Origin of the sequence: Idiomarina loihiensis, from assembly GCF_024584785.1 — a bacterium.
GTDB classification, from domain to species: Bacteria; Pseudomonadota; Gammaproteobacteria; order Enterobacterales; family Alteromonadaceae; genus Pseudidiomarina; species Pseudidiomarina fusca.
In genome coordinates, this window is record NZ_CP074112.1 from 131,834 (window position 1) to 143,838 (window position 12,005).

A 12,005-nucleotide genomic window follows, 5' to 3' on the forward strand; every position below is an offset into this window, starting at 1 on the left:
GATGCATGACAACAAAATTAGTGGTGGCCAGAATTGTCTTTATGATGGTCTTAATTGCTTTGTCGATGGCTTTTTTGATGCAGGTATCAACGGGCGGAATACCGCGCTTTGAACATGCCGATAAAGTCGTGCACTTTGCTGCATTTTTTGTGTTAGCACTGACCTTTCATCGTGCTTTTCCTATTCCTATTGGTGCCGCCTTAGTGGTCCTTACGCTGTACGGGTTAGCCATTGAGTGGGCGCAACACCTGTTGCCTTATCGTAGTGCCAGTGCTGGCGATTTATTAGCTGATGCGGCCGGAGCTGTTAGCTATTACGGCTTATTTTGGTGGCGTTTTGAGCGCAAACGCAAGCGCAACAAACAAGTTAGTTCTTAGCATAAAAAAAGCCCTTAACTTGGTGGTTAAGGGCTTGTTAATTATTTCTTCTTCGTTGCAGCGGCTTTCTTCTTGGCCTTCTTCTTCTTGCTCTTACCTGGCATCGGAAACTTAAACTGAGGGCGCAGATCGTCAAACACCCGCCGTTCCATCTTCACTTTCTGATAGCGCTCAATCCTACCTAGTAAATCAGCATCATGAGCCTCAACAATAGCGATAGCTAAACCGCTCTTACCGGCACGACCGGTACGACCAATCCGATGCAGGTATACATCGGCTTGTTTGGGTAAATCTAAGTTAACTACCAACTCGATATCTTCAATATCAAGACCACGAGCAGCTACATCAGTCGCTATCAAAATACTGTCGTTGTAGGTTTCCATGCGTGCAATAATCTGCTGGCGTGCATCTTGAGGCATGTCGCCACGCAGGGTCATCACTTTAAAACCTTGTTGCTGTAGCTTACCGGCTAGCTCTTCTACTTTTTCACGAGTACGCACAAAAATCACCCGCCGCCCCGGTGTCGTTTCTAAAATACGAACCAGCAGTTTAAGTTTATGTGCCGCATCATCGGCTTGATACCAGCGCTGTAGAATTTTACCTTTTTCGCGTTTGGGCGGCTCAATGGTTAAGAGCTCCGGCTCTTTTTGAATTTCCGCAGAGAACTTGGTCACTCCTGGGCTTTCAAGAGTGGCTGAAAACAACATGGTTTGTTGTAGTTGACGCGCTTCGTTAACCAACTGCTTCACTGCAGTACTGAAGCCCATGTCCAACATCCGGTCGGCTTCATCAATAATCAGCCACTCCACGTTATCGAGTTCGTATTGGTCAGCCCCAATAAGATCAAGTAAACGCCCAGGTGTTGCTACTAAAATGTCATGGTTAGCTTCGAGTTGGGCATGTTGACTACCGTAATTGACGCCGCCAGTAATTAATACGGTGCTGAGCTCTGTGGTTTCATTAAATGCATCGGCTTGCTCGGCAATTTGTTGAGCTAGCTCACGAGTGGGCGCTAAAATAAGCACTCGCGCCGAGCCCGGCTTACGGCGTGGAAAATCCAGGAGATGTTGCAAAGCCGGCAGCAAAAATGCAAGGGTTTTGCCGGTGCCCGTAGGCGAACTTACGAGTAAGTCTTGACCACGTAAGGCGGCTGGAATAACTGCTTGCTGTACTTTTGCAGGCTTGTTAATGTCTGCGGCACGCAGCACATCGATGAGTTCGTCATCGAGTTCGAGTTGTTCCCAATCGGGTGTCATGATCCTATCCTGTGCAAAGCGCCTTAGCGCGGAGTCAAAAAGACAAATGAGTTTTCAATGCCGACAATTTTACCTCAAAGATGATCACTGTGCGATGAAAGTTAGCACTGATAGTCTTTTACTAGGATCTTGGGCTGTCGTTCAGCCCCATGAAGCCACCTTAGATCTTGGCTGTGGCTGCGGTATTTTGGCGTTGATGATGGCGCAACGAGGGGCTGCACCTGTGGTGGCACTAGAACTAGATGCTGCTGCTGCAGCGCAAGCACAAGCCAACGTGGCAGCTAGCCCATGGCCGCAAGTCGTGCAAGTAGAGCAGGCCGAGGTGGTGAACTGGTGTGCTCATCACGCTAGCTATGCCGTAGCTATTGAACAAGATGATGCTAGCAAGCTGCCGGCACAATTTGCTCATGTGATTTTTAATCCACCTTATTTTGCAGCTCACTTGGCTAGTGATGATCAACAGCGACGCTTGGCGCGCCAAGGGCAAGGAGCGGTTTGGTCAGATTGGTTACAGGCGGCGAGCCACGTACTAACGGCAACGGGGCGAGTCAGCTTCATTGCCCCAGTGCTAGCCTGGTCGGCTATTCTAACGGCAGCTAGCGCGGTGCAACTGCAGGTGAGCCGTTATTGTGAAGTTCAAGCAACGCCGAATAAGCCGGCACGCTTGCTGTTGATTGAATTGCAGCGGGGGAACCAAAGGGGCTTACCCCCGCCACAGCAGCTTTGTATTCGTAATCAAACCAATCAATACACCGATGAGTTTAAACAACTCACCGGTGCATTTTACTTGAACTAATTCAAGCCAAGCACATGATTACCTTGATTAAAGGTGATATCTACTGGAATGGCAGCAGCAGCCAGCCGGTCTAAATCAGCTTGTAATTGCGGGCCTACGTTACCCATGGTGTCAAATAACTCACCCACCCCTGCGTAATCGCCATCACCTTGCAAGGTCAGAATTTTCTCTGAAAGGCTGTTCATGGCGCTGCGCATGGCATCCATATTGACCGAATACAAACCATCGGCATTACGGCTAAAGGCACCGGCTTGCTCAAAGTAATTGAAGCGAATCATATTGGCTTTACCATGAGCACTCGAAGCACCAAAGCGAACCGAACGGAAAATACCCGCTAGGAAAGTGGTGTAATAATCCTCGAGGGCCCCTTCCGTAATCACACCAGCTTCAAGCAACTGAGTGACCATATACAAACCAAGAATATCGGCTTTGCCTTCTTCGAGCGCTGATGCATGCTCTTTCAGTGCTTCACGAACAGTACCCGAAGCATTAACTAGGTTCTTAATCCCTAGTCCGTGTGCCACCTCGTGGAACATGGTGTTGGCAAAAAACGCATCAAACGTGATGTGTTGGCGTTGCTCTGGCACAATCAACTGCTCAGCAATAGGAACCAAAATGGCGTCAAACTTGGCGCGCATTGCATTTTTTAGTTGTAACCGCCGGGTGCCTTTTTCTAACTGAACTTGCTCATCGTTCGGTAAGTTAATCGCGATGGTTTTGCTACCGGCATTAGAATGACCGGCATAATACACCACGTCATAGGCATTCAGTTGCGCACCTGCGCCGGGTACTTCAGCTTTATAAGCAGCTGGTACGGGGAGATTACGTTGTAATTCTGGCAAATGCTGAGCGTAAATGGCTAAACGCTCACTCCAAGCTAAGTCTTTGATCAGTACATATGACTCAAACGCAGCACGATAGCCGTACAGTTGATCTTCGTAGCTCTCGATAGGGCCGATAACCACATCAACCATGTTCTCGGTCATATCCATCCAAGCAAAATCAGAGGCTTGATACTCGTTACTTAAAAAAGCGTCGGCGCGCATTTCTAGGTATTGCTTAAACTGAGGGTCTTGGGCAAATTCAGCCGCTTCGCGCAGCAGTTCAGCGGCTTGCGTTAACTGATCGCGGTACGCTTCATGGTAAGGTAGCGCATAGAGTTTACCTGCAGCATCGCGACGAATCAGCGTGTATAGGTCTATCTTGCCAGCGAAGTCCGCCGCCTCAAATTCGGCTTTCGTCATGTCGGCAGGATAAAAGTTAGCTCCAGCAGGTTTATCCGCATACCCAGTTAGAAAAGGTTGGTCGTTATTTAATCTATCCCAGGGGCCATAGTTGATTTCAGTAAAACGTTTGACCTTGCTGTCATCCAATTGGCTTAGTAATTGGTCCTTATCACCGGCGTAGGCTTGTTGCCAAAATAAGTCATCCATGATCTCAGATGCTTCAATAAGCAGTTCCACCATATGACGTTGGCGGTCGGTTAAATGACTCAAATCCGCGGAGAGGTCCATCGGGTAATAAATATCTAAACGCTGCTCGGCGCCGCTTACTAGGCTAGCGGTAACCTGGTCACTATTGGCTTTTTTTACTGGCGCTGGCTCGCTGCAGCCGGCCAAAGCTAGGCTGGTGGCAAGGGCTAAGCTAGACAGAGCAAGGGTGATTGGTTTCATGACTGGTCCTTGATATATGTTATTTAAATAAACCGACTAACTGCGGGAATAACGCTTTAATTTCGCCACTTAATAGCGCAAAGTCTGCGTCAATCTTCTGCTCTGCAGTGGCATCTACCAGTTTATCTTGTTCATCCAACATCAGGTCGGTAGGTTTAAAACGTTTGATTGCTAGATCTTGTTCCAACACAAAGTTGACCCGCTGTTGCCATTCTAGCGCTATTTTAGTGGCTTGTTTACCATGTGCCAAATGGGTCTCGATTTCAGTTCCGGTTAGTTCGTGTTGACGGTAACGCACAATACCATCGTCGCTATCACGCAGCTCAACTTCAGCGCCGAAAGTAAAGCCGGGTGCAATTTCAGCTTGCTTTAACCATTCGGTAAAGTAGAGCTCCGTTGGCTGTTCACAAAACCAAGGTTTTACCGGTAAGCTACCTAAGCTACTGCGCAGCAAGCCAAGGAAATCTTCTGCTTTGTTGGCTGCTGAAGCATCTACCACCACAATCCCTAAGTCGGTATCCAACATCCCCCAAGTATTGCGAAAACGGCTAAAGGCTTGAGGTAACAAGCGTTGAGTAATGTCTTCTTTGAGATTCTGTTTTTCTTTGCCGACAACTTTACGGCCTTGTTCTGCTTCAATGTGCTCTAAAGCTTCTTCTAGTTGGGCCTGAATAACTGCGCTGGGTAGCACTTTTTCTTCTTTGCGGGCACAAAAGAGATAGCTGTTGCCAATTTGGTGCGATAGCACCTCATGCGCGGTGCCAAAGGGGGAGGTCCAGCCGAAACTGGCGAGCTCTTGGCGGCCGCAAGCACGAAATGGATGCTGCTGCAGACGCTCGTCAAGGTTGTCAGGAAGGCTAAAATCATCGCCTAAGGTATAAATCCGTAAGTTACGGAACCACATAATAGATCCTTGTATGTATTAGGTTACTCGGTGGGGTCAAGAAACGTCAGCGGAAACTCAATAACGTAGCGTAAGCCTTGGTTAGGAGCGCTTTCAGCACGAATCTCACCGGCTAACGTTTGGGTTACTAAATTGCGCACAATGTGCGTTCCTAACCCACTACCACCTTGCTTTTGCTTGGTGGTAAAGAAGGGGTCGAACAATTGTTTTAACTGCTGCTGATCAAGGCCCTTACCGTTATCTTGGTAGATAACATGCAAGCGATCTTGGCTGCGGGCAATAGTAATGTCTATGTTTCCTTTGGGTTTGGCCTCAAAGCCATGAATAACTGAGTTCATGATTAAATTAGTAAAGATCTGCGCCAGAGCTCCGGCGGGGCAGCGCGCTTCTAAATGTTCTGGGCAAGAAACGCTGATCCTGTGCTCGGTATGACGTAATTGTGGCTGTAAGGCCTGTATCACATCAGTTAGATACGCTTTAATATTTATATCACGAGTGGCTTCAGAGGTTTGATCTACGGCGACCTGTTTGAAGCTAGAAATCAAGTCAGAAGCTCGGGCTAAGTTGCGTTCAACCACGTTCAATGCTTCTTTACCTTGCGCCAAGAAGGTTTCTAGTTGTGTTTGCGTGAGTTCACGATTGTGCAACGCTTGCTCGGTATCTAGCAAGCGATCGCGAATTAAGGTAGCAGCTGTTACCGACACCCCAATGGGGGTATTCACATCGTGTGTGATACCCGCCACCAAGCCTCCTAACGAAGCCATTTTTTCAGATTCTAACAGTTGATCTTGGGCTCGTTCTAGAGCGCTTAATGATGTTTGTAGACGCTGATTGGTTTTTCGTAACTCAGACTCGACCGCTTGACGTTGACGAATTTCGTTTTCCAAAGAATCTTGGCGGGTCTCAAGTTCATGTTTGCGTCGCTCTAAATCAATCACAATACGCGTAATGTTGCTGGTTTTGCGGGCGACTTCTTGCTCTAGAATATTGTTTTGCTCGTCTAGCTTCTTGTTTGCTTGCAACAGTTGCTGTTCGGTTTGCTGTAGACCCTCTTGATAATCGTAAAGGGTATCAATGAGTTGATTATAGGCTTGCTCTAATAAAACAAACTCAGTGTTGCGTTGATCACGTAGGTGAACTTTTGAATGCTCGAGGTCATCCAGGCGGAAGTTTTTAATTTGATCGATTAAATCTGCCATAGGGCGGTTGAGCATGCGGCTAAAAGCTAAGCTGAACAGTAAGATCAGAAAAGTACTCTTAATCAAGGCACTGCCAATAATAAAGTACAAGCTGACTTTGATACGTTCGATGGCAATGTCGCGCGTTGAAAACAAAGTTACATCACCGACCAGCGTTGAATCGCCAGAAAATTCAAAAACTAGGGTAGAAAAATAGCCAAAGACGCCATCGCGTTCATTCAGTTCAAAGGCTTCAGTAGGGCCATTTGGCAATTGTGAGATAGGGATGGTTTGGCCGAGCTCAATCACCACTTTGCCAGTGTCGTCACGAATAATTAGGCCCGCAATGGCTGGAATATTGATAAGGCCGTCAGCAATGGCATCAATTTGTGGCGAGTTATATTCCCACAAGGAGCGTGCCAAGGGATAACTAAAGGTGCTCTGCTGATTCTGTAATTCTTGGATTAACACCGACTTAGTATCAAAATATTCACCCACCACTTGGATAGAGGTGACCAGCAATGTCAGTACAAAGTACACAGACAAGACGCTGGTTAACAGTGATTTTGAAATACTTGATGTTGACATGCAGGGTTCCGAGAATGCTTTCCTTCAAGGTAAATGATCTGGGTTGGTTTCGCAATCCTAAGTGACCCCTACGGACCTAGCTTTTTGCACTCAGTTTACAGTTACAGCCGGGGGTTGGCTTGCTAGTCTGTGTGCTTTGCGGAATACTATCAATATCAACTAACCAGACAGGAAGGTTCCACCATGGAGAAATATTTAGAGCAGATACAAACTTGGCTAACGGAGCATCCAGACATGGATACGTTAGTGAAGTTGAGCTTGCTTTTAATCGGTGCCTGGTTAGCTAATTTTATTGTCAAAAAAGTACTGTTACGCGGTGTGCTTACCGTGATGAGTTATACTCCCGCCGGCAAAGATAGGGAGTTGTTAGAGCGAAATGTGATTGCGCGTATTTCGCATGTGGTGCCAGCGTTGGTGTTGTCTTACGGTATCTTTTCGGTGCCGGGATTACCTGAGGCGGCCGCCATAGTCGTCAGTAATGTCAGCAAAGCCTTTATTGTATTGACTATAGCGCGTGCCATTAGTGGCGTACTCAATGTGATTAATACGCTGTATGAGCGCCAACCGGATGCACACGAACGCCCCATCAAAGGGTATTTGCAGGTTGTTACGATAGCTATTTATGCCATTGCCACTATTTTAGTGATAGCAGCGTTGATTGATAAATCCCCAGTGATCTTGCTATCGGGCTTAGGCGCCATGGCCGCGGTATTGATGTTGGTGTTTCAGGATACCTTGCTGTCACTGGTGGCAAGCGTACAAATTTCTTCAAACGACATCATTCGCGTCGGTGACTGGGTAGAAATGCCTAACTTGAATGTCGATGGTGATGTGATTGACATCGCTTTGCATACGGTTAAGGTTCAGAACTGGGATAAAACCATATCGACTATTCCTACCAAGCGCTTTATTTCGGATCCCTTTAAAAACTGGCGTGGCATGCAAGAATCCGGTGGGCGGCGCGTTAAGCGTAGTTTGATGTTGGATCAAAACAGCGTGCACTTTTTAACAAAAGATGAGTTACAGGGGCTGCGCCGCTTCCGTCTCTTGAAAGACTACCTTGCCAATAAACAGCAAGAGATTGATGAGTGGAACCAAAAGCTCAAAGAAGAAGGCAAAGAGCCGGTCAACACCCGCCGCATTAGTAACATAGGTACCTTTCGAGCCTATTGCTTAAACTATTTGAAGAATCACCCGCGTATTCATCAACAGATGACGCTAATGGTGCGCCAACTCAATCCAACCGCAGATGGCTTACCGTTAGAAGTCTATTGTTTTACAGCAACCACCGAATGGGTTGCTTATGAAGGCATTCAGTCCGATATTTTTGACCATTTGATTTCGATCCTGCCTGAATTTGGCTTACGGGTATTTCAACATCCTAGTGGGGTGGATATGCGCGAAATGGTCACGCAACTTAAACAAAACCGTCACACTGAAACATAAGTGACATATTAGAGTCACTAAGCTGTCATATTTTTGCAGTATCTTGCGCCCATCAATCCTGACATGCGCAAGGTACTGTTATGAAACTTTCCTTTGGTCTTTCGGTGATTGCAGCAGCTCTCCTCGCTGTACCTGCAATTGCCCAAGATAAATCTCTCGAGCCGGTTGTTGATGCTGCTAATGCCATTAACTCAGCCGCTAAAAATTCTCAACTTACCATCGAAAAGATTGCTGATACCACGCAAGAGCGTATGGCTCAGTATAAGCAGATTAGTCGCCAAATAGAGGGACTAGAGGTTTATACCATGCAGTTGGAAAAGCAATTGCGAGCGCAACAGAACGAACAAGCTGAGCTGAATGCTTCTATTGATGAAGTAAGCGTGGTTGAACGACAAATTACTCCGTTGATGTTACGCATGATTGATGCCTTAGCTGCTTTTGTTGAGCTTGATGTGCCATTTTTACCTACCGAGCGAGCTGAACGGGTGGCTGGCTTGCGTGATTTGATGGACCGCGCTGACGTGGATGTTTCTGAGAAATTTCGACGGGTGATGGAAGCCTACCAAATTGAAGCAGATTACGGCCGTAATATTGAAGCCTACAATGGTGAAATGGACGTAGCTGGACAGGTGCAAGACGTTGAATTTTTGCGTATCGGTCGCACCGCACTGATCTACAAAACTCGTGATGGCAGTTCGTTAGGTTTATGGAATCAACAGCAACGCCAGTGGCAACCGCTTGATTCAAGCCATCAAAGTGCCGTGCAAGAAGCCTTACGTATTGCGCGTAAACAGCTAGCCCCAGACTTACTGATGCTTCCTATTTTTACCTCTGAATTAGCGGCGGGAGAATAAGCCATGATGAAACATTTGCTTGGCGCCGTAGCGCTATTGTTATCAACATCGTTAGCGGCGGCTCCAATCGTTAGCCCACAAGAGCCGATTAACTTAGACCAGTTGTTGCAGCAGTTGCAGCAAGGACAGTTCTCGCAGTCAAAAGAAAACCAAGAACGCGAAGCGCGTTTTCAAGCACAGGCAGATCAGCAAGCACAAATCTTGCGAGAAGCCATAGCGAAACGAGATCAACTTGAACGTTTAAGTGAGCAATTAGAAACCAACTTTGAACAAAACGAAGTCGCGTTAGCCAATCTAACCGATACCCTTACTCAGCGGATGGGGTCATTGCGAGAGCTGTTCGGGGTGTTACAGCAGGTTGCCGGCGATGCCAGCAGTAAATTGCAATCCTCTTATGTGTCCGTTGAATATCCAGGGCGCAGTGATCAATTAGCCGATTTAGCGCAAAAAATGGGATCAGCATCTAAGTTAGCATCTATCGAAGAAATTGAATCGGTTTGGTTAGCTTTACTACAAGAAATGACTGAAACCGGTAAGGTGAGTCAGTTTGAAACCAGTGTCACCTTAGCCAATGGTGAGAAAGTGGTGAAGCCGGTAGTTCGGGTGGGCGCTTTCAACATGGTTGCTGATGGCAAATACCTAGAGCTTGTGCCGGGCACTGACACAGTCGCAGAACTAGTTCGTCAGCCGGCAGCGCGCTATTTATCAAGTGCGGAACAGTTGCAGCAAGCGCAACAAAACCCAGTTACCTTTGGTTTAGATCCTACCGGCGGAGCTATTCTTGGGCTGTTAGTCCAAGCCCCTGATTTACAAGAACGTATCGATCAGGGCGGCACTGTGGGCTATATCATTTTGGCGCTAGGTGCAATTGGCCTACTAATTGCGCTGGAGCGCTTCGTTACCTTAACCCTGGTTGGCGGCAAAGTTAAACGTCAGTTAAAGCAGTCGGCACCGCAACAAGATAATCCGTTGGGCCGCGTGATGGCGGTACAGCAGAAATACCCTGATGTTGATACTGAGACCTTAGAGCTCAAACTCAGCGAAGCGATTTTACGCGAAATTCCGAAAATCTCGCGCAACCTAACCTTTATCAAGATTATTTCAGTGGTCGCGCCTTTAATGGGCTTACTAGGTACGGTAACCGGTATGATTAATACTTTCCAAGCCATTACCTTGTTTGGCACCGGCGACCCGAAACTGATGGCGGGCGGTATTTCGCAAGCCTTGGTTACCACCGTATTGGGCTTAGTTGTGGCAATTCCGATGACGCTATTATTTGCCACCCTTAACACCCGTAGCCGCAACATTGTGCACGTATTACAAGAGCAGGCGTCAGGCATTATTGCGGAGCGTTCTGAGCGAGGCCAGTAATCATGTTTATGGTTGAGTTCTATAGTGCAATCCAAGACTTTATCGAGACCGGCGGCCAAGTGTTGCTGGTTATCGGGGTCCTGATTTTTGTGATGTGGTTGATGATTCTGGAACGGATCTTTTACTACAGCAAAGGCCATCGTCAGCAAGTTAAACAGGCGGTGCAAAACTGGCAACAACGAAGTGATAAGTCGTCTTGGAATGCGGAACAAATACGGCAAGCGATGATTTCTCGAGTATCGCTGGCGCTAGGAGGCAATCTTGCCGTGTTACAAGCCATGGTGGCCCTGTGTCCGCTATTGGGCTTGATGGGTACTGTGACCGGCATGATTGAAGTTTTTGATGTGATGGCAGTGGCTGGCACCGGCAATGCAAGGTCGATGGCCGCTGGGGTATCGAAAGCAACCATACCTACCATGGCAGGCATGGTTGGGGCACTGTCTGGGGTTTTTGCGACCACCTGGCTTCAACGCACGGCAAAACGCGAACGTTTAAAGCTTGAAGACCGACTCTTGCTGGAACACCACTAAAGGTAATTTCTGATGAAACAACATTTTGCTAATTTGATGGATGAAGAAGAAGCGCAGATTGATATGACCCCGATGTTGGACGTGGTCTTTATTATGCTGATTTTCTTTATTGTGACTGCCAGCTTTGTAAAAGAGTCAGGGATTGATGTGAACCGCCCGGAAGCAGCCACAGCGGTGCAAAAAGACCGCGCTAATATTCTGGTAGCTATCAGTGATAGCGGTGAAATTTGGATTAACAAGCGCCAGGTAGATGCACGTGCTGTGCAAGCTAACATTGAGCGTTTATATGCTGAAAATCCGCAAGGTTCGGTGGTGATTCAAGCTGACAAAAAAGCTACTACTGAAACCTTGATCAAGGTGATGGATGCAGCTCGTGCTGCTGGTGTTTTTGATGTTTCAATTGCAACCCAAGAAGAATAGTTATGCTTAGATTTTTCGCAGCATTGTTGGTGGCGTTGGCGGTAACTGCGGGCTTGTTTTATCTGATGCAGTCACTCATTGCCGGTGGTGAGGGAGCCATGAGCGAACCACCTAAAGGCAGTGTGTTGGACTTTGTCCGCGTCAAACCTGACGAAGTGGTGGAACAGAAAGAACGTAAGCCCAAACGACCACCAGAGCCAGAGCAACCACCACCGGATATGCCTCAGCCGCAATTATCTAGTAGCGATATGGATAGCAGCGCCGGCGCGATGGATTTCTCGACAGATATTCAAGCTGATACCGGCTTGTCGGGCGGTATTGGCTTAGATACCAGCGATGGTGAGTACTTACCGATAGTTAAAGTACAAGCTGTGTATCCACGCCGGGCTTTGCAACGAGGGATTGAAGGCTACGTGGTGGTGGAATTTACTGTCACCAAACAAGGCACGGTGCGCGACCCTTATGTGGTTGAAGCCAGTCCTGAAAGTATTTTTGATCAAGCTGCTTTAGATGCAGTGCTGAAATTTAAATACAAACCCCGAGTCGTTAATGGCGAAGCAGTGGAAGTTGCTGGGGTGCAAAACCGCCTAACGTTTGCGATTGACCGATAAC

The 12,005-nt window shown here is 47.4% G+C and carries 12 protein-coding genes; 8 read left to right on the top strand and 4 right to left on the bottom strand.

The genetic code is table 11. The annotated features are described in order from the left end of the window. The first annotated feature begins 5 nt into the window (after window positions 1-5). Complete coding sequence (locus KGF88_RS00605) at window positions 6-377, top strand: VanZ family protein (RefSeq protein ID WP_228759470.1); 372 nt, start codon at window positions 6-8, stop codon at window positions 375-377. Window positions 378-418: 41 nt separating this feature from the next. Here the strand turns inward: KGF88_RS00605 and srmB are convergent, their stop codons facing one another. After that, window positions 419-1,633: an ATP-dependent RNA helicase SrmB gene (gene srmB / locus KGF88_RS00610; protein WP_110075807.1), complete on the bottom strand. Its 1,215-nt coding sequence runs from the start codon at window positions 1,631-1,633 to the stop codon at window positions 419-421. Between the two features lie 94 nt (window positions 1,634-1,727). On the opposite strand from srmB, the gene KGF88_RS00615 reads away from it, so the two are divergent. After that, complete coding sequence (locus tag KGF88_RS00615; protein ID WP_162014552.1) at window positions 1,728-2,429, top strand: tRNA1(Val) (adenine(37)-N6)-methyltransferase; 702 nt, start codon at window positions 1,728-1,730, stop codon at window positions 2,427-2,429. On the opposite strand, the gene KGF88_RS00620 is transcribed toward KGF88_RS00615, so the two are convergent. Genes KGF88_RS00620 through KGF88_RS00630 form a run of 3 tightly spaced genes read right to left on the bottom strand, consistent with a single transcriptional unit; the run spans window position 2,426 to window position 6,772 of the window. Beyond that, window positions 2,426-4,102: a dipeptidyl-peptidase 3 family protein gene (locus KGF88_RS00620; RefSeq protein WP_110075805.1), complete on the bottom strand. Its 1,677-nt coding sequence runs from the start codon at window positions 4,100-4,102 to the stop codon at window positions 2,426-2,428. The genes KGF88_RS00615 and KGF88_RS00620 overlap by 4 nt on opposite strands. Window positions 4,103-4,121: 19 nt before the next feature. Then, window positions 4,122-5,006 (bottom strand): recombination-associated protein RdgC, encoded by an 885-nt coding sequence (rdgC, locus tag KGF88_RS00625; protein WP_110075804.1) that lies wholly within the window; start codon window positions 5,004-5,006, stop codon window positions 4,122-4,124. A gap of 23 nt (window positions 5,007-5,029) precedes the next feature. Further along, on the bottom strand, window positions 5,030-6,772 hold the full coding sequence (locus KGF88_RS00630; protein ID WP_153826188.1) for a sensor histidine kinase: 1,743 nt from the start codon (window positions 6,770-6,772) through the stop codon (window positions 5,030-5,032). 183 nt (window positions 6,773-6,955) lie between these two features. On the opposite strand from KGF88_RS00630, the gene KGF88_RS00635 reads away from it, so the two are divergent. From KGF88_RS00635 to KGF88_RS00660, 6 genes are all read left to right on the top strand, one after another. After that, window positions 6,956-8,218 (top strand): mechanosensitive ion channel family protein, encoded by a 1,263-nt coding sequence (locus KGF88_RS00635; RefSeq protein ID WP_110075802.1) that lies wholly within the window; start codon window positions 6,956-6,958, stop codon window positions 8,216-8,218. Between the two features lie 80 nt (window positions 8,219-8,298). Further along, window positions 8,299-9,072, top strand: coding sequence for a DUF3450 domain-containing protein (locus KGF88_RS00640; RefSeq protein WP_153826187.1), 774 nt, complete (start codon window positions 8,299-8,301; stop codon window positions 9,070-9,072). A 3-nt stretch (window positions 9,073-9,075) separates the two neighbouring features. Beyond that, window positions 9,076-10,443 carry a MotA/TolQ/ExbB proton channel family protein gene (locus tag KGF88_RS00645; protein WP_153826186.1) on the top strand — a complete coding sequence of 456 codons (1,368 nt, stop codon included), beginning with the start codon at window positions 9,076-9,078 and terminating at the stop codon, window positions 10,441-10,443. A gap of 8 nt (window positions 10,444-10,451) precedes the next feature. Further along, complete coding sequence (locus KGF88_RS00650) at window positions 10,452-10,973, top strand: MotA/TolQ/ExbB proton channel family protein (protein ID WP_153826222.1); 522 nt, start codon at window positions 10,452-10,454, stop codon at window positions 10,971-10,973. 12 nt (window positions 10,974-10,985) lie between these two features. After that, window positions 10,986-11,393 carry an ExbD/TolR family protein gene (locus KGF88_RS00655; protein ID WP_110075798.1) on the top strand — a complete coding sequence of 136 codons (408 nt, stop codon included), beginning with the start codon at window positions 10,986-10,988 and terminating at the stop codon, window positions 11,391-11,393. Window positions 11,394-11,395: 2 nt separating this feature from the next. Further along, window positions 11,396-12,004 carry an energy transducer TonB gene (locus tag KGF88_RS00660; protein WP_110075797.1) on the top strand — a complete coding sequence of 203 codons (609 nt, stop codon included), beginning with the start codon at window positions 11,396-11,398 and terminating at the stop codon, window positions 12,002-12,004. Window position 12,005 lies beyond the last annotated feature (1 nt).